Raw genomic sequence first — 16,834 nt, 5'->3', positions numbered from 1 at the left:
GGTTGCTATCTCTGGTTCCAGCGCCGGATGACCGGCTCGTCAAGGTCGTGCTCATAACCGAGCACGCTTATGCTGGCGGTATCCAGCACGAAAAACGCGCCGGCTTGCGGCGGCAGGCCGAGCCAGCGTGCGGCCAGCACTCTAAGGAAATGCGAGCTTGAGAAGACCAGGACATTGCTGCCGACCTCGCGCAACCGGCTGACGATCCGGTCCGCCCTCGAGCCGACATCCGTGGCGGACTCGCCGCTCGGGCAGCCGTCGCGAAAAAGACGCCAGCCGGGGCGCTCGGCGAGGATTTGCTTGGTGGTCAATCCCTCATAGGCACCATAATCCCACTCCGCCAGATCGTCCTTCTTCACGCCTGACGAGCCGAAGCCGGCCAGCGCACAGGTGTTGAAGGCGCGCTGCGACGGGCTCGACCACACCGCCGAGAAGGACAGGCCCTTGAGCCGCTCAGCGATCCGCCTTGCCGCTTCCTCGCCGGCCGGCGTCAGCGGTATGTCGGTTCGGCCGGTATGTTTTCCGGACGCACTCCATTCCGTCTCGCCATGCCGAACCAGATAGATTTCGGGAAACGTGCTCATCAGGCTGCCTTTCAAATGGATCTGCCGCGACCATAGCGGCTTCCATAGCCTCTCCAACAGCCTGCATGGAGCTGACTGGCTTAACCCTTCCGCAAGTCAGCCTCTTGCCACCGGTGCCTATTTCATAGACAAACTCGCCGTAATGCGGAATCCGGCCGATCATGGCCATTTTCCGCGCTGAGACGCGGCTTCCGGCTCTTGCTGACGTGCCGCAATCGGATAGGCGGAAAGCTAGAATGTCTGCGATCGAAGCCGACGCTCGCGCGCCGGAAAACCTTTGGCGTCGGGAAATCAGGGCGATGCTGGCGCTCGCCTGGCCGATGGTGCTGACCAATCTCGGCCAGACCGCGATGACCGCTACCGACGTCATGATGATGGGGCGGCTGGGGGCGGACACGCTGGCCAGCGGTGCGCTTGGTGCCAACCTCTACTTCATACCGCTCATCTTCGGGCTCGGCCTGATGCTTGCGACCTCGCCGATGATGGCGACCGAGCTCGGCCGTCGCCGGCACTCGGTGCGCGACCTGCGCCGCACCGTGCGCCAGGGTCTGTGGCTGGCGATCCTCATTTGCATTCCGATATGGGCCCTTCTCTGGCACGGCGAGAGCGTGTTGCTGGCCATGGGTCAGGAACCGGCGCTGGCGCACCAGGCCGGCATCTATCTGCGCTGGCTCGAATGGGCGGTGCTGCCCTTTTTCGGCTACATCGTCCTGCGCTCGTTCATTTCGGCGCTGGAGCGGCCGGGCTGGGCGCTGATCATCGTCTTCGTTGCCGTCGCCTGCAACGCCTTCTTCAACTGGCTGTTCATGTTCGGCAATCTCGGCATCCAATCGATGGGCATCGCCGGCTCCGGCCTCGCCACCACTCTGTCCAGCACGTTGATGTTCGCCGGCATGGCGGCGGTGGTGATGCTTGAGAAGAAATTCCGGCGCTATCGCCTGTTCGGACGCTTCTGGCGCGCCGATTGGCCGCGCTTCAAGGGCCTGCTGCGGCTCGGCCTGCCGATCGCGGGCCTGCTGGCGTTCGAGGTGACGATCTTCAACGCGGCGGCCTTTCTCATGGGCCTGATCGATGCGGCTTCGCTTGCCGCCCATGCGATCGCCATCCAGATCGCCTCGATCACCTTCATGGTGCCGCTCGGCCTCAACCAGGCGGTGACGGTGCGCGTCGGACTTGCCCACGGCGCCGGCAATCCGGAAGGTGTCAGCCGGGCTGGCTGGACCGCCTATGTCGTCGGTGTCTCCTTCATGGCGCTGATGGGGCTAGTGATGATCCTGTGGCCGCATCTCTTGATCGGCGCCTTCATCGATCTGGGCAATCCGGCTAATGCCGAGGTGGTGGCGCTTGCCGTCTCGTTCCTCGCCTTTGCTGCGCTGTTCCAGGTTTTTGACGGTGCGCAGGCGGTCGCCAGCGGCATGCTGCGCGGCCTGCACGACACCAAGGTGCCGATGATCTATGCCGCGATCGGCTATTGGGGCATCGGGCTGCCGCTCGGCGTGCTGCTGGCCTTTCGTTTCGGCTTCAACGGCGTCGGCATCTGGATCGGCCTGTCGTCGGGACTGGCGGTGGTTGCGGCACTCCTGCTGGTGCGCTGGCTGCGGCGTGACAGGATCGCGCCGCCGCTGGTATTCGGGCGTTGAATTGCTGGTCGCCCGCTCAGCGGGCCGCCGCCCGTCGCTCGAGCGAACGTGCGTATTGCGTCAGCGGAAAGCACATGACGAAGAAGATCAGCGCTACCAGCCCATAGACTTTGAACGGTTCGAAGGTCGCATTGTTGATCGCGTTGGATGTCCTCACCAGCTCCTCGAAACCGATGATCGACGTCAGCGCGGTCGACTTGATCAGCTGCACCAGGAAGCCGACGGTCGGTGCGCGGGTGATCGAAAACGCCTGAGGCAAGATGATCAGCCGGAGTTCCTGCAGATAGTGCAGGCCGAGGCTGGCGCCGGCGTCCCACTGGCCGCGCGGCAGCGCATCGACGCCGCCGCGCCAGATCTCGGCGAGATAGGCGCTGGCGAAGAAGGTCAGGCCAAGCACCGCCGCGGTCCACGGCTCGATGCGCAGGCCCAGCATCGGCAAGCCGAAGAACATCAGGAAGAGCTGCATCAGCAGCGGCGTGCCCTGGAAAAGCGCGATGTAGCCGGAGGCAAACCGGCGCGCCCATTTATTCTTGGCGATCCGGAAGAACAGCACGATCATGCCGACCACGGCCCCGCCGACAAACGCGGCCAGCGACAAGAGCACCGTCCACCGCGCCGCCAGCAGCAGGTTGCGCAGAATGTCCCAGAAGGTGAATTCGATCATGACACGCCGGCTCCGAGAAGCCGGCGGCCGCCGCCGACCAGCAGCTGGCGCAGCCCAATCGACAGGGCGAGGTAGACCATCGTCACCACGAAATAGGTCTCGAAAGCCCGGAACGTGCGCGCCTGCAGCATGTCGGCTTCATAGGTCAGCTCGCGCACCGCGATCTGCGACACCACGGCGGATTCCAGCATCATGATGACGATCTGGCTGGTCAGCGCCGGATAGATCACCTTGAGCGCCTGCGGCAGCACGATCTTGATGAAGACCTGGCGCGGCCTGAGCCCAAGCGCCAGTGCCGCTTCCGTCTGCCCGGGCGGCACCGCGTCGAGCCCGGCGCCGACGATCTCGATCGTGTAGGCGGCCATGTTGAGCGTCATCGCCAACATGGCTGCCAGCACCGGATCGAGCCTGACGCCGATGCTGGGCAGCCCGAAGAAGATGAAGAACAGCTGCACCAGGAACGGCGTGTTGCGGATCACCTCGACATAGACGCCGATCGCCCGCTTGAGCAGCAGCGGACCGTTCCGCCGCCCTGCCGCGCCGAGGATGCTGAGCAACGTTCCCGCCAGCGTGGTCACGGCGATCAGCAGGATCGTCGTGGCCGCGCCGCGCGCGATTGCGCCTGTCGCCCCGGCAAGCCAGCCGAAGTCGAGGCTATAGGTCACTGGCCGTCAATCCTTGAGATTGGCGGGATCGAGCGGTGTCTTCAGCCAGGCCTTCGAGCTTTCGTCCAGTTTGCCGTCGGCCAGCATCTTGGCGACCGCATCGTTGACCGCTTGCTTGAGGCGGTCTTCCTTCTTGTTGAGGCCGATATGCGAGGGCGAGGTGAGAAGCTGGAATTTCTGCTCCGGCTTCAGTTCCTCCTGCCGGGCGAGCACCTGGGCGCCGACATCGTTGCCGACCACCATCAGTTGGGTCTGGCCCGAGATGAACGCCTGGATGACGGAATTATAGTTGTCGAAACGGCGGATGTCGGCCGAGGCGGGTGCCGCCTCGGTCAGCGAGGTGTCCTCCAGCGTGCCGCGATTGACGGCGATCGACTTGTCGGCAAGGTCTTCCTTGCCTTTGACCGAGAGTGCTGCCGGGCCGATGACGGCGATGTAGTAGGGTGCGTAGGCGGCGGCGAAATCGATTACCTGCTCTCGCTCCTTGGAGTAGCCGACGCTCATCAGCAGGTCGACGCGCTTGTCGGTCAGGTACGGAATGCGGTTCTGGCCGGTCACGCTGACCAGATTGAGCTTGACCTTGAGCTGGTCGGCGATGGATTGCGCCACGTCGATGTCGTAGCCCTTGATGCTCATGTCGGCGCTGGCCGAGGAGAAGGGCGGGAAGTCGGAAAAGATGCCGACATTGATGGCGCCGGCCTTGGCGATGTCGTCGATCGCGTCGGCATTGACGGCCTGCGTGGTGAAAGCAAAACCGGTCGCGCCGAGCATCAGCACGGCGGCGATGGACGATTTGAATTTCATGTGAAGTGTCATTGTCATTCCCCTGCTGGAAGCTTGTTTGTTTGAGTGCAACCGCCGGCTCCAGCGCGGCGGTCGCCTTTGGATTCTCTGGTGGACCATGATCTTCTCCGAAAACCGGTTCCCACTTTCGGGATCATGGTCGAGCGTGTCAGCCCGCCTTGCCGGTGATTGCCGGGCTGAAGGCCATCAGGCTGAGGATCTCGAACAGCACCTGCGCGCCGGCGTGCGCCGTGTTGGTGGTCGCGTCGTACTGCGGTGCCACCTCGACCACGTCGCCGCCGACGATGTTGAGTCCCTTCAGGCCGCGCAGCAGCTCGAGCACTTCGCGCGTCGTCAGCCCGCCGACTTCCGGTGTGCCGGTGCCCGGCGCGAAGGCCGGATCGATGCTGTCAATGTCGAAGGAGACATAGGTCGGGCCGTCGCCGACTATCCTGCGCGCCTTCTCGATAATGGCGGGAATGCCGAGGCCGGTCACCTCTTCGGCATGCACGACGGTCATGCCGGACTCATAGGTGAACTCCCACAGATATTCGGCCGAGCCGCGAATGCCGATTTGGATGGTGCGGCTCGGGTCGAGCACGCCGTCCAGCACCGCGTTGCGGAACGGCCCGCCATGGTGGAACTTGGTCATGTCGAACAGGCCGCTGGTATCGCAATGAGCGTCGATATGGATCATGCCCACCGGCGCCTTCTTGCCGACCGCCTTCAGGATCGGGTGGCTGATCGAATGGTCGCCGCCGACAGACAAGGGCAGGACGCCGGCGTCGACGATCTGGTTGGTGCGGCGTTCGATGTCGTCATGGCTGGTCTCCAGCCGGTAGCGGCTCTGGAACGGCACGTCGCCGATGTCGGCGACCTTCAGCTCATGCGTCGGTGCGCATTCCAGCACATGATTGTAGGGGCCGATGCGCTCGATGGCGCGCAACGCCCTTGGCCCGAAACGGGCGCCCGGCCGGTTGGTGACGCCCAGATCCATCGGCACACCGATCATCGCCACCTGCAGATCGCCGAAATCCGGATTGTCGGCGGCGATTTCACGATAGGGCGCCGCGAGGAAGGTCGGGATGCCGGAATAGGGCGCCAGTCGCGTGCCGGTCTTGGAGAAGATCTTGTCGGCGACACGCTGGAATTTCGGGTCGAACATTTCGCCGCCATGGCTCTCGCCGTATTTGCGGCGCAACGCTTCGAGCTTGCCGCGGTCGTAACCCATGTCGGTCCTCCATGGCTGGTGCGGCGCGCGGGCGGCGGCCTCGATAGCCGCAGCCGCCGGCTGCCTGCAGATTTCACGTCTTGATGCAATGCCTGGGCAAAGTGTCCCGTAGCTGCATTGAAAAATCAATTGATATTGTTAGCGTGTTATCTGTGAGAAAATCTCACAGAGCCTAGGGTCCAAATGGCCAAGCGTTTGCCACCGCTCAACCCGCTGCGCGCCTTCGAGGCGACGGCGCGCCACGCCTCGCTGAGCAAGGCGGCGGCTGAGCTCAACGTCACCCACGGCGCCATCAGCCATCAGATCAAGGCGCTCGAGCAATCGTTGGGTGTCAAGCTGTTCGAGCGTGCCGGTCAGCGGGTGAAGCTGACGCCGCACGGCGCCGAGTTGCTGCCGGCGGTGTCGACCGCCTTCGACGGCATTGCCGCCGCCACGCAGCGCATGACGAGACCGGCCAGCACCGGCGTTCTCTCTGTATCCTGCGTGCCGGCGCTACTGTTGCTGTGGATGATCCCGCGGCTGGGCAGCTTCACCTCGCAATATCCGGATATCAGGCTGACGCTGATCCCATCCAATGATGCCAAGGACGTCCGCGCACCGCATATCGATGTCTGCGTGCACTATGGCGACGGCAGCTGGACCGACTGCTGGATGCGCAAATGGTCGGGCCTCGAACTGTTCCCGGTGGTCAGCCCGACGCTGATCAACAACCGCCCGATCCGCACCGTTCGCGACCTCGCCGATCACGTCTTCCTGCATGGCGACGACGGCCGCGAATGGCATACCTGGCTGGCCGCCGCCGACGCGCTGGACCTCGAGCGCGGCCGTCGCCATCATCTCGGCGATGCGCGGATGGCGACCGAGGCCGCGGTTCACGGCCATGGCGTGGCGCTCGGCGATACGGTGACGGCAAGCGGACTGCTCGCCAGGGGCCTGCTTGTCGCCCCGTTCAGCCTTTCCGTGCCGGCCGTCGACGATTTCTACGTCGTCTGCCGCAACGAGATGCGGTCGGCACCGATCGTGCAATTGTTCATCGACTGGCTGTTTGCCGAGAAAGAACAGGCCGACCGCCGCGCTGACGCACCGGTGGCAGGCCGCATCGGCATTCGCCGCAAGCGTCCGGCGCTCAAGGTGGTCGGCGCCAAGACCGCATCCTGAGGCCGAAACTGCCGTAGGCGCCGCTTGCAGCAGGGGCTTCTTTTTGTCGGGCCAGCCCGCAAAGCGGGAGGCGCGTTCAAAAATTCGATGCTAAGAGGCATTTGGAGCAATTCCAGGAAAAGTGCGCAGCGGTTTTCCGTCCGGAATTGCGCTAGACAAAAGCTAGAGCGAGCAACGAAGGCGCATTAAGCGATGGCAAAGACCGATATAGCGCGGCGCGTCTACAATCACACCTGGAAGCTCGACCCGATCGTCCGCAGCTTGCTCGACACCGATTTCTACAAGCTTCTGATGCTGCAGATGATCTGGGGCATGTATCCCAAGGTCGACGCCACCTTCTCGCTGATCAACCGCACCACCTCGGTCCGCCTTGCCGAGGAGATCGATGAGACGGAGCTGCGCGAGCAGCTCGACCATGCCCGCACCTTGCGCTTCTCTAAGAAAGAGATGATCTGGCTCGGCGGCAACACCTTCTATGGCCGCAAGCAGATATTCGAACCGGAATTCCTCGCCTGGCTGGAAAATTTCCGGCTGCCCGAATACGAGCTTTCCAAGCGCGACGGCCAATACGAACTCGCCTTCAGCGGTCCGTGGATGTACACGACGCTGTGGGAGATCCCGGCGCTGGCAATTATCAATGAACTTCGATCTCGCGCGGCCATGCGGGCGTTCGGGCCGTTCGCGCTCGACGTGCTCTATGCCCGCGCCAAGGCCAAGATGTGGGCCAAGACCGAGCGGCTGAAGGCGCTGCCCGGCATCCGCATCTCGGATTTCGGCACCCGCCGCCGTCATTCTTTCCTGTGGCAGCGCTGGTGCGTCGAAGCGTTGAAGGAGGGCATCGGCGAGGCCTTCACTGGCACCTCCAACGTGCTGCTCGCCATGGACAACGATCTCGAGGCGCTCGGCACCAACGCGCATGAGCTGCCGATGGTGTTCGCCGCGCTCACCAATTCGGAAAAGGAATTGAAACGGTCGCCCTACAACGTGCTGCAGGACTGGCAGCGCTACTACGGCGGCAACCTGCTGATCGTACTGCCGGACACCTTCGGCACCGCGGCGTTCCTGCGCGATGCACCGGACTGGGTCGCCGACTGGACCGGCTTCCGCCCCGACAGCGCGCCGCCGATCGAAGGCGGCGAGAAAATCATTTCCTGGTGGCGCGAAAAGGGCAAGGACCCCAAGCAGAAGCTGCTCATCTTCTCGGATGGGCTGGAGGTCGAGACCATCGAGGAAACCTATCGCCATTTCCGCGGCAAGGTGCGCATGTCCTTCGGCTGGGGCACCAACCTGACCAACGATTTCGAGGGCTGCGCGCCGACCGAGACCAACCGGCTAGACGCCATCTCGCTGGTCTGCAAGGTCACCGAAGCCAACGGCAGGCCGGCGGTCAAGCTTTCCGACAATCCGGCCAAGTCGACTGGCGACGAGAAAGAGATCGAGCGCTATTTGCGCATCTTCGGCCAGAAGGACCGCGTGGAGCAGTTGGTGAAGGTGTGAAGTAGGGGAACTCTTGCGTAGTATGAGTTCCTTCGCGCCCCCCTCTGTCCTGCCGGACATCTCCCCCGCGAGGGGGGAGATTGCGCCCTCATTGCTGCTTTCGCCAATTGCTGAAGTTGCAGAAGGAGAGCCGACGGCGGAACCGCCGATCTCCCCGCTTGAGATGTCCGGCAGGACAGAGGGGGGCGCTGTAGAGCGCTGCATTTCGGCAATCAGGCCCTTTCCCGGCCTCGTCGCTTCCTTGGCATTCCCATCCACGCCCGCCTTCGCCCACGCCTCCGACCGCGGCCATGTCCTGCTGCTTCCCACCGGCTACTACGTCGTCGGTGGCGCGCTCGCGGTTGCCGCCAGCTTCCTTGTCCTGGCTCTACTGCCGCCGGACTCCCTCGACCGCTTCTGGCGCAAACGCCTGCCGCTTTTTACCTTCGGCGACGGCGCGCGGACTGCCGTCAGCCTGGTATCCTTTGCCGGCTTTGCAATTCTGATTGCCGCCGGCCTGTTCGGCAGCCGCGATCCGCTTTCCAATCCGCTGCCGCTGACCGTGTGGACGCTGCTCTGGGTTGGCCTGGCTCTGTTGCAGGGGCTCGCCGGCGATCTCTGGTCGTGGCTCAACCCCTGGTACGGGCCATGCCGCGTCGCCTCGCGCCTGTCCGGCAGAACGCAGCCGAATCTGCTCCCCCAACGGCTCGGCTATTGGCCGGCTTTCCTGCTGTTCTTCGCCTTCGCCTGGTTCGAGCTGATCGACCCTGCGCCAGACGATCCGGCGCGGCTGGCCTGGGCCGCCGGCGCCTATTGGCTGCTGACCTTTGCCGCTATGCAGGTCGTCGGATACCGCGACTGGAGCCTGCGCGGTGAGTTCCTGACGGTGTTCTTTTCCATGGTAGCGCACTTCGCCATCATCGAGCGCAACGAAGACGGCCGGCTCAAACTCTGCTGGCCGGGTGCCAAGCTGCTCGGTGGCGCGCCGCTACCGCTCAGCGGCGTCGCTTTCCTGCTGCTTGCGCTGTCGTCTGTGTCCTTCGACGGCCTGTCGAAAACCTTCTTCTGGCTAGGCTGGTTCGGCATCAATCCGCTGGAGTTTCCTGGACGCACCGCTTTGATCGGCATCGGCAGTTTCGGTCTTGTGCTGAGCTTTGCCGTGCTTGCGGCCGTGTTCGCGCTAGCCGTCTTTCTTGGCCAGCACCTTGCCGGCAGCAACCATTCGCTCGGTCACGCCGCCGGGCTTTTGGCCTGGTCGATCGTACCGATCGCGCTCGCCTACCACTTCGCGCATTATCTGACGGCGCTGCTGGTCGACGGCCAATATGCAATTGCCGCTCTCTCCGACCCGTTTGCGTTTGGCTGGAACCTGTTCGGTACCGCAGACATGTCAATTGAAGCCGGCGTTGTCGCCGGCGCCGGCTCGGCGTGGTGGCTGTGGAACCTCCAGGCCGGCGTCATCATTGGCGGCCACATGCTTGCTGTGCTTGTCGCCCATGGCTTGGCCTGGCGGCTGCACGCCATTCCGGCTCGCGCCGCGCTCAGCCAGTTCCCGCTCACCGTGCTGATGATCGCCTACACCGTCCTCGGCCTATGGCTGCTTGCGACGCCGAGCGCCGGATGAACGAGGTGTGCGATGGCCGTCAATCGAACCTTGGGGAAAGCTCGCTTGCCACGTCAGAGCTTTGGTGATTTAGTTTGTACACATGCAATTTTCGCCCCTCTTAACAAGAGTGGCCTGCCTGCTACAGCCATTGGTCAAAGCTCAAAAACAAGGGGAACTGCCGTGACTGACAAGAATGGGTTTTTCGATCTCTCCAGATCCGCTCTCACCCGCCGCACGGCGCTGAAGGGCCTTGCCGCCGGCGCCGGTCTTGCCGTCGCGCCGGGTTTCGTGCGTTACAGCCAGGCGCAGAACTCGGCGCCGATCAAGATCGGCTTCCAGTCGCACCGCACCGGCATCGGCGCCGCCTATGGCCGCTGGTACGAGAAGACCACAGCGGCTGCCGTCAAGGCGATCAACGATGCCGGCGGCATCAACGGCCGACCCGTCGAGGTGATCATTGAGGATGACGGCACCGATCCCGGCCGGGGAGCCGAAGTCGTCGGCAAGTTCGCCTCTCAGCACAAGACCGATATCGTCTACGGCACGCTGTTTTCGCATGTCGTCATCGGCTCGGCGCCGGCCGCCGGCGAGGCCAAGATGCCCTATTTCGTTGTCAGCGAAGGCCACCACGTCGCCTCGACCAAGTTGAACCGCTACGTCTTCCAGCCCGGCATCACCGATGTGAAGAGCCAGATCCAGTCGATGGCGCCGTGGATTGCCGCCAATGCCGGCAAGAAGGTGACGCAGATCTTCCCCGATTTCGCTTTCGGCTACGACCATCGCGACTACCTGCCGCCGGCCCTGAAGGCGCAAGGCGCCGAGGTCATTGCGCAGATCGCGATTCCGCCGACGGAATCCTCCTTCACCAAATATTTCCCGCAGATCCCCGCGGAGACCGAGGTGATCTACCACGTCATGGTCGGCCCGGCGGTGCTCACCTTCGTCAAGGAGCTCGGCGAGTTCTACGGCTCCAATCGGCCGCAATTGTTCGGCTTCATCGATTCGCTCGAAGCCACCGACATCAACAGCCCCGGCCTCGAATTCCTCGACGGCAGCCATTTCTGGGAAGGCTCGCCGCGTTATGCGCAGCCCGATGACTCCCCTGCGCAGAAAGCCTACCGCGCCGCCGTCGGCATCGACGACAATGGTGCCGCCGTCGGCGACCCCAAGGACGTCTCCACCGCCGCGCACATGTTCGGCTGCTGGGAAACGCTCTACGTCGTCAAGAAGGCGATGGAGGATGCCGGCTACAAGGGCCCGGAAGACCGCGCCAAGCTGGTCGAGGCGACCGAGGCGTTGACCGAGTTCGCCGAGGGGCCGGAGCACCCGCAAGGGCCGAAAACCTTCAACGGCAAGATCCACCAGTGCTTTGGCATCCAGAACATCTCCAAGGTTGAAGGCGGCCGGCTGAATGTCGTCCACAAGACCAAGATCGAGGACGGCCTCTACGAGCCTGAGGGGGATTACACGACGCAGACGCTGTGAGCTTGGCTGCTGCAGCAAGCGTGAGCGCCAAGATACCCTCCTCTGGCCAGAGGGGGGTGCTTCGCGCATCCGCCGGTGCTTAGCCGATGCACTTCGGACCTCACCTGCTCCTCGCCGCTCTCGAAGGCCTCGTCACCTCCGCCGTGCTGGCGCTGACGGCGCTTGGGCTGTCGCTGGTGTTCGGCGTCATGCGCGTCGTCAATGTCGCGCATGGCGAGTTCTTCATGCTGGGCGCGGTGCTTGCCTGGGCGATCTCAACGGCGGTATCTGGCCATCCGGCGCTCGGCTTCCTGGCCGCCCTGGTGCTGGCGCCGCTGATCGTCGGCCTGATCGCGCTGCTCGCCGAACGGCTGGTGCTGCGCCGGCTCAACTACAATCCGGAAGCCACCATCGTCGCCACCATCGGCATGCTCTACATCATCCAGCAACTGGCGCTGACCTTCTACGGCCCGGAGGCGCGGCCGGTGGAGCCGCCGTTCAGCTACCGCATCCTCCTGCCGTGGTTCGGCTATTCCGGCTACAAGCTGTCGATCATCGCCGCGTCGGCGCTGCTGCTGGTCGCGACCTGGCTGGTGCTGACGCGCACGAAAATCGGCCTCGTCATGCGCGCCACGCAATATGACAGCGAGACGGCGCAGGCCTTCGGCATTCCGGTGACCAGAGTCTATGCCAGTGTTTTCGCGCTCGGCGCCATGCTGGCTGCTGTCGCCGCGGTGCTGATCGTGCCGATCAGCCAGGCCCACTATCTGATGGGACAGGACCCGCTGTTGCTGTCGTTCATCGTCGTCATCATCGGCGGCCTCGGCTCGCTGCGCGGCACGGTCGTCGCCGCGGTGCTGATCGGCCTTTCCGACGGCATCATCTCGGTGTTCTTCTCACCGACGCTGGCCAAGATCATAGCCACCTTGCTCGTCGCCATGGTGCTGGTGTTCCGGCCGCAGGGCCTGTTCGGGACGACATCGCGATGAAGGATGCTTCGCCGGCAAAGCCATATGCGCTGCACCTCGGCGTCATCGCCCTGCTTTTCGGGCTTAGCTTCGTCCTGCCGGAATACCATCACGGCCTGCTCGCCCGCATCATGGTGCTGGCGGTCTTCGCCATGGGCTACAATCTGCTGTTCGGCTATGTCGGGCTGCTCAGCCTCGGCCATGCCATGTTCTTTTCAGCCGGGCTCTATGGCGCCGGCCTTGCCGTCATCCATCTCGGCTGGAGCGTGCCGGCCGCCTTCGCAGCCGGGCTTGCCTGCGGCGCGCTTCTCGCGCTGGTGATCGGGCTGCTGGCGCTGCGCACCTCCGGCGTCGCCTTCATGATCGTCACTATGATGTTCGCGCAGGTATTCTATCTCGTCATTCTTTATTTCGCTGCCTGGACCGGTGGCGACCAGGGCATGGTCGTGCCGCAGCCGATGCGTGTCCTTGTCCTGGGCAGCACGTCGCTCGACCTCACCAACCCGACCGTGCGCTATATGACCGCGCTGGCACTGTTCTCGATCGTGCTGCTCATAAGCCTGGCGATAGTCCGCTCCGGCTACGGTCGCGTGCTGGTCGCCATCCGCGAGAACGAGGAGCGGACCAAGATGCTCGGCTACGACACGTTCTCCAGCAAGCTTGCCGCCGTCGTCATCTCCGGCAGCATCTGCGCGGCCTCCGGCGCGGCCTATGCGCTGCTGTTCGGCTATGTCGGCTCGAGCTTCGCTTCGGTGCAATATTCCATCCTGCCGCTGCTCTGGGTGCTGCTGGGCGGCGGCGCCACCACGCTCGGTCCGCTGATCGGCACGCTGTTCATGTATTATGTCATCGACGTCGCCAGCGGCTACACCTCGGCCTATCTGCTGATCGTCGGCATAGCGCTCATCCTGCTGGTGCTGTTCTTCCCGAGAGGCATTCTCGGCAGCATCCGCCAGCGCTGGCTCGGGTGGTTGCCATGATGCCGCTGCTCACCACCAAAGGCCTGTCGCGCAGTTTCGGCGGCTTGCGTGCCGTCGACGGCGTCGACTTCGCGCTGATACCGGGCGAGATTCGCGCCATCATCGGCCCCAACGGTGCCGGCAAGACCACCTTCGTCAGCCTGGTCAGCGGCCGCATCCAGCCCTCGTCGGGCATGATCGTCTTCGACGGCGCGGACATCACCAGCCTGCCTGCCTACGCCCGGGTTCGCCTCGGCATCGCCTATACGTTCCAGATCACCAGCGTCTTTGCCAATCTCAGCGCCTACGACAATGTTGCCCTGCCGGTGCAGCGCACGCTGACCGACGGCCGCTCGAAGGGCGCGGTTCACACCGGCGTCATGGCGGCGCTCGAGCGCACCGGCCTTGCCGACCGGGCGCAAATGCCTGCCGGGCAATTGTCCTACGGTCACCAGCGGTTGCTGGAAGTGGCAATGGGACTGGCACTGAAGCCGCGGCTGCTGATCCTCGACGAACCGACGCAAGGGCTTGCCGACAGCGAGATCGACAATTTCATCGAGCTGGTGCGCGCGATCGCCGATAGCGCCACCGTGCTTTTGATCGAGCACAACATGCCGGTGGTCATGCGGCTCGCCGACCGCATCACCGTCTTCAACGCCGGCAGGATTTTGGCTGAAGGCACGCCCGAGCAGATCCGCGCCAATGCCGCGGTGCAGGACGCCTATCTGGGGACGACCCATGGCTGAGGCCCAGTCCAAGGCACTGACGATCTCCGGGGTCGACTGCTTCTATGGCGAGGTCCAGGTGCTCTATGGCCTCGATCTTGTCTTGAACGAGGGCGAAGTGCTCTGCCTGTTCGGCCGCAACGGCGCCGGCAAGACGACGACGCTGAAGGCAATCATGGGTCTGGTGCCGGCAAGCTCCGGGTCGATTCGGCTCGAAGGGCGGGAATTGAGCGGCTTGCCGGCGCACGAGGTGCCCAAGGCCGGCGTCGCCTACGTGCCGCAGGGCCGGCGGCTGTTCGCCGAGATGACGGTGGCGGAAAACATCGAGATCGGCCTGATGGCCCGCAACAAGGGCAAGGCGACGCGCGAGAACGTGCTCGATCTCTTCCCGCTGTTGCGCCAGCGCCTCAGGCAGCGTTCGGGCACGCTATCCGGCGGCGAGCAGCAGATGCTGGCCATGGCCCGCGCCCTGTGTCTGGAACCGCAGGTGCTCCTGCTCGACGAGCCGACCGAAGGGCTGATGCCGTCGATGATCGCCAAGATCCGCGAAACCGTGTCGAAGCTGCGTGCGCTTGGCGTGTCGACAATTCTTGTCGAGCAGCGCGTCGATGCCGTGCTGTCGGTCGCAGACCGCGTTTGTTTCATCGAAAACGGCCGCAACCGCGAGACGGTCGATGTCGAGGAACTGCGTTCCGATCCCTCCGCGGTCCGTCGCTATGTCGGCGTCGGATGATCAGGCAAAGAACAGCAAGCCGGCAAGCAGGAATGTCGGGATCAGCACCGCGCCCGACCATGCCATATAGCCAAAGAAGCTCGGCATCTTGATGCCGCGATGCCTGGCAATGGCATAGACCATGAAATTCGGCGCATTGCCGACATAGGTGTTGGCGCCCATGAACACCGCGCCTGCCGAGATCGCCGCCAGCGTCGAGGCGAGCTCGGTCATCAGATGCTGCGCATCGCCGCCAGCCAGCTCGAAGAACACCAGATAGGTCGGCGCATTGTCGAGGAAGGACGACAGCGCTCCGGTCAGCCAGAAATAGGCAAGGTTGTCCGGCGCGCCGGTCGGCGAACTGACCAGCAGTACCAACGGCGCCAGCGCGCCATCGAGCCCGGCCCGCAATATGGCGACGACCGGCACGATGCAGATGAAGATGCTGGCGAACAGCTTCGCCACCTCGGCAATCGGCCCCCAGTTGAAGGCGTTTGCGCCGCGAAACTCCTTCGGCGAGACGACAAGCGAAGTGAAGGCCAGTATCAGGATGGCGGCGTCCCGCACCAGATTCTGCAGCTCGAGGCTGACACCCTGAAATGAGAAACTCACTCCCGGCTTCCAGGCAGCGGAAATCAGGATCGCGGCGATTACGCCGGCCAGCAGCGGGATGTTGGCCAGGCCGCGAATGCGCACCTTGCTGTCGGGCGTCGGATCCTTGATCTTCGGCGCGCCTTCCTCCCGGCGATGCATGATGATGTCGATCGCCAGGAAAACAGCCAGCACCACGCCGGCGACGAACAGCGTCTCGGGCAGCAGGTGAACTGTCGTCCAGAAGAAATCGACGCCGCGCAGAAAGCCGACGAACAGCGGCGGATCGCCCAGCGGCGTTAGCGACCCGCCGATGTTGGACACCAGGAAGATGAAAAAGATGACGACATGGGCGTTGAAGCGCCGGTTGTCGTTGGCGCGGATGAGCGGCCGGATCAGGATCATCGAGGCGCCGGTTGTGCCAATGATCGAGGCAAGCAGCGCCCCTCCCAGCAACAGCCCGGCATTGACCAGCGGCGTGCCGTGTATGTTGCCGGCAACGAAGATACCGCCCGAAATGGTGAACAGCGCAAACAGCAGGATGATGAACGACATGTATTCGGTGAGCAGCGCATGCAGCACTGCCTGCGTGGCGGACGGGATGCCGAAGGCGATGGCCAGCGGCCCGATCACCAACGCTGCCCAGAAGGCAGCGATCTTGCCGTAATGGTGCTCCCAAGCATGATGGAACAGCAGCGGGCCGGTCGCGATGCAAAGCAATAGCCCGGCAAACGGCAGCACCCACCAAAGCGACATGGCGGCGCCCGGCAATTCGTGCGCTTCGGCCGCGAGAACCGCATTCGGAGAAAAGATTGCTGCAATAAGTGCAGCACTTGCCGTCAACGCCGCAAACCGCATGAAGCCCCTCAAAAGTCTGTCAGGTTCGGCTGGATGACGTTCAAATCAGTGTCACGCCGGCATCGCGCATCCGGCCCAGCATCCTCTCCACGGAGCCGTTGAGATCGATGCCGCGGCAGGCGTCGAGCCGCACGGACGTCTCAAAACCGAGCTTGACCGCGTCGAGCGCCGAAAAGGCGACGCAGAAATCCGTCGCCAGGCCGACCAGGGTCAGCGTCTCGATGTTCCGATCCCGGAGATAGCCGGCAAGGCCGGTCGGCGTCGTCCGGTCGTTCTCGAAGAATGCGGAATAGCTGTCGATCGCAGGACGGAACCCCTTGCGGATCACCAACTCGGCCTTGCTCCAGGCGAGGCCCGAATGGAAATCCGATCCCAGGCTGCCCTGGATGCAGTGATCCGGCCACAGCGTCTGGTGGCCATAAGGCACGTCGATCGTTTCGAACGGGTGCTTGCCGGGGTGGCTGGAGGCAAAGCTCGAATGGCCGGCAGGGTGCCAGTCCTGCGTCAGCAGGACGTGCTCGGTCCGCCGGATCAGGTCATTGACCAACGGCACGATTTCGTCGCCACCGGCCACTTCAAGGGCGCCACCCGGGCAGAAATCGTTCTGCAGGTCGATAACGACAAGCGCTTCGTCGGCCATGGAGCCTCCTTATTTTCTTGGTCTTGAGCTTAGGCTCCAATGAAAACGCGACCGGACGCAGAAACTTGACCAGATGGCCGGCTGCGTCAACCTCTCATGGCATAACAAAT

Annotated in this window: 16 protein-coding genes; 9 read left to right on the top strand and 7 right to left on the bottom strand. The window is 63.7% G+C overall.

Annotated features, from left to right (window positions below):
• Window positions 1-5 precede the first annotated feature (5 nt).
• Window positions 6-587 (bottom strand): histidine phosphatase family protein, encoded by a 582-nt coding sequence (locus NKH04_RS10125; RefSeq protein WP_353044339.1) that lies wholly within the window; start codon window positions 585-587, stop codon window positions 6-8.
• 233 nt (window positions 588-820) lie between these two features.
• Here NKH04_RS10125 and NKH04_RS10120 point away from each other — a divergent pair, with 233 nt between their 5' ends.
• Window positions 821-2,224: an MATE family efflux transporter gene (locus NKH04_RS10120; protein WP_353044300.1), complete on the top strand. Its 1,404-nt coding sequence runs from the start codon at window positions 821-823 to the stop codon at window positions 2,222-2,224.
• 16 nt (window positions 2,225-2,240) lie between these two features.
• Here NKH04_RS10120 and NKH04_RS10115 read toward each other — a convergent pair whose 3' ends face one another.
• The 4 genes from NKH04_RS10115 to speB all read right to left on the bottom strand — a co-directional run bounded on the left by NKH04_RS10115 (window position 2,241) and on the right by speB (window position 5,567).
• Window positions 2,241-2,888: an amino acid ABC transporter permease gene (locus tag NKH04_RS10115; RefSeq protein WP_353044299.1), complete on the bottom strand. Its 648-nt coding sequence runs from the start codon at window positions 2,886-2,888 to the stop codon at window positions 2,241-2,243.
• A complete protein-coding gene (locus NKH04_RS10110; protein ID WP_352472383.1) occupies window positions 2,885-3,553 on the bottom strand; it encodes an amino acid ABC transporter permease in 669 nt (222 codons plus the stop codon). Before NKH04_RS10110 ends, NKH04_RS10115 begins: the two co-directional genes overlap by 4 nt.
• A gap of 6 nt (window positions 3,554-3,559) precedes the next feature.
• Window positions 3,560-4,369: a transporter substrate-binding domain-containing protein gene (locus NKH04_RS10105; RefSeq protein WP_353044298.1), complete on the bottom strand. Its 810-nt coding sequence runs from the start codon at window positions 4,367-4,369 to the stop codon at window positions 3,560-3,562.
• Between the two features lie 136 nt (window positions 4,370-4,505).
• The gene (gene speB, locus NKH04_RS10100) at window positions 4,506-5,567 is read right to left on the bottom strand and encodes an agmatinase (RefSeq protein WP_353044297.1); all 1,062 of its coding nucleotides are present in this window, start codon (window positions 5,565-5,567) and stop codon (window positions 4,506-4,508) included.
• Between the two features lie 183 nt (window positions 5,568-5,750).
• Between speB and gcvA the strand changes: the two genes are divergently transcribed.
• From gcvA to NKH04_RS10060, 8 genes are all read left to right on the top strand, one after another.
• Window positions 5,751-6,725, top strand: a complete 975-nt coding sequence (gene gcvA / locus NKH04_RS10095; RefSeq protein ID WP_023676980.1) for a transcriptional regulator GcvA — start codon at window positions 5,751-5,753, stop codon at window positions 6,723-6,725.
• A gap of 192 nt (window positions 6,726-6,917) precedes the next feature.
• On the top strand, window positions 6,918-8,222 hold the full coding sequence (gene pncB / locus NKH04_RS10090; RefSeq protein WP_352472380.1) for a nicotinate phosphoribosyltransferase: 1,305 nt from the start codon (window positions 6,918-6,920) through the stop codon (window positions 8,220-8,222).
• 163 nt (window positions 8,223-8,385) lie between these two features.
• Complete coding sequence (locus NKH04_RS10085) at window positions 8,386-9,825, top strand: hypothetical protein (RefSeq protein WP_352814014.1); 1,440 nt, start codon at window positions 8,386-8,388, stop codon at window positions 9,823-9,825.
• Between the two features lie 162 nt (window positions 9,826-9,987).
• A complete protein-coding gene (locus NKH04_RS10080; RefSeq protein ID WP_352472378.1) occupies window positions 9,988-11,292 on the top strand; it encodes an ABC transporter substrate-binding protein in 1,305 nt (434 codons plus the stop codon).
• 86 nt (window positions 11,293-11,378) lie between these two features.
• The gene (locus tag NKH04_RS10075) at window positions 11,379-12,260 is read left to right on the top strand and encodes a branched-chain amino acid ABC transporter permease (RefSeq protein WP_352539929.1); all 882 of its coding nucleotides are present in this window, start codon (window positions 11,379-11,381) and stop codon (window positions 12,258-12,260) included.
• A complete protein-coding gene (locus tag NKH04_RS10070; RefSeq protein WP_353044296.1) occupies window positions 12,257-13,219 on the top strand; it encodes a branched-chain amino acid ABC transporter permease in 963 nt (320 codons plus the stop codon). Before NKH04_RS10075 ends, NKH04_RS10070 begins: the two co-directional genes overlap by 4 nt.
• Window positions 13,216-13,944, top strand: coding sequence for an ABC transporter ATP-binding protein (locus NKH04_RS10065; protein WP_352769443.1), 729 nt, complete (start codon window positions 13,216-13,218; stop codon window positions 13,942-13,944). The genes NKH04_RS10070 and NKH04_RS10065 overlap by 4 nt, the downstream gene beginning before the upstream one ends.
• A complete protein-coding gene (locus NKH04_RS10060) occupies window positions 13,937-14,656 on the top strand; it encodes an ABC transporter ATP-binding protein (RefSeq protein WP_353044295.1) in 720 nt (239 codons plus the stop codon). The genes NKH04_RS10065 and NKH04_RS10060 overlap by 8 nt, the downstream gene beginning before the upstream one ends.
• On the opposite strand, the gene NKH04_RS10055 is transcribed toward NKH04_RS10060, so the two are convergent.
• A complete protein-coding gene (locus tag NKH04_RS10055; RefSeq protein ID WP_352539931.1) occupies window positions 14,657-16,084 on the bottom strand; it encodes a sodium:proton antiporter in 1,428 nt (475 codons plus the stop codon).
• A gap of 40 nt (window positions 16,085-16,124) precedes the next feature.
• Complete coding sequence (gene pncA / locus NKH04_RS10050) at window positions 16,125-16,724, bottom strand: bifunctional nicotinamidase/pyrazinamidase (protein ID WP_023676971.1); 600 nt, start codon at window positions 16,722-16,724, stop codon at window positions 16,125-16,127.
• Window positions 16,725-16,834: the final 110 nt, after the last annotated feature.

The sequence above is a fragment of the Mesorhizobium sp. M1365 genome, from assembly GCF_040317865.1.
Classification (GTDB): domain Bacteria; phylum Pseudomonadota; class Alphaproteobacteria; order Rhizobiales; family Rhizobiaceae; genus Mesorhizobium.
The sequence above is the reverse complement of the archived record's forward strand: the minus strand, read 5'-3'. Positions and strand labels throughout refer to the sequence as shown.

What these genes read in the sequence shown, in the direction of transcription:
- NKH04_RS10120 (WP_353044300.1), top strand. Translation starts at nt 821, where the DNA reads ATGTCTGCGATCGAAGCCGACGCTCGCGCGCCGGAAAACCTTTGGCGT.
- NKH04_RS10115 (WP_353044299.1), bottom strand. Translation starts at nt 2,888, where the DNA reads ATGATCGAATTCACCTTCTGGGACATTCTGCGCAACCTGCTGCTGGCG.
- NKH04_RS10105 (WP_353044298.1), bottom strand. Translation starts at nt 4,369, where the DNA reads ATGACACTTCACATGAAATTCAAATCGTCCATCGCCGCCGTGCTGATG.
- speB (WP_353044297.1), bottom strand. Translation starts at nt 5,567, where the DNA reads ATGGGTTACGACCGCGGCAAGCTCGAAGCGTTGCGCCGCAAATACGGC.
- gcvA (WP_023676980.1), top strand. Translation starts at nt 5,751, where the DNA reads ATGGCCAAGCGTTTGCCACCGCTCAACCCGCTGCGCGCCTTCGAGGCG.
- pncB (WP_352472380.1), top strand. Translation starts at nt 6,918, where the DNA reads ATGGCAAAGACCGATATAGCGCGGCGCGTCTACAATCACACCTGGAAG.
- NKH04_RS10085 (WP_352814014.1), top strand. Translation starts at nt 8,386, where the DNA reads ATGTCCGGCAGGACAGAGGGGGGCGCTGTAGAGCGCTGCATTTCGGCA.
- NKH04_RS10075 (WP_352539929.1), top strand. Translation starts at nt 11,379, where the DNA reads ATGCACTTCGGACCTCACCTGCTCCTCGCCGCTCTCGAAGGCCTCGTC.
- NKH04_RS10070 (WP_353044296.1), top strand. Translation starts at nt 12,257, where the DNA reads ATGAAGGATGCTTCGCCGGCAAAGCCATATGCGCTGCACCTCGGCGTC.
- NKH04_RS10065 (WP_352769443.1), top strand. Translation starts at nt 13,216, where the DNA reads ATGATGCCGCTGCTCACCACCAAAGGCCTGTCGCGCAGTTTCGGCGGC.
- NKH04_RS10060 (WP_353044295.1), top strand. Translation starts at nt 13,937, where the DNA reads ATGGCTGAGGCCCAGTCCAAGGCACTGACGATCTCCGGGGTCGACTGC.
- NKH04_RS10055 (WP_352539931.1), bottom strand. Translation starts at nt 16,084, where the DNA reads ATGCGGTTTGCGGCGTTGACGGCAAGTGCTGCACTTATTGCAGCAATC.
- pncA (WP_023676971.1), bottom strand. Translation starts at nt 16,724, where the DNA reads ATGGCCGACGAAGCGCTTGTCGTTATCGACCTGCAGAACGATTTCTGC.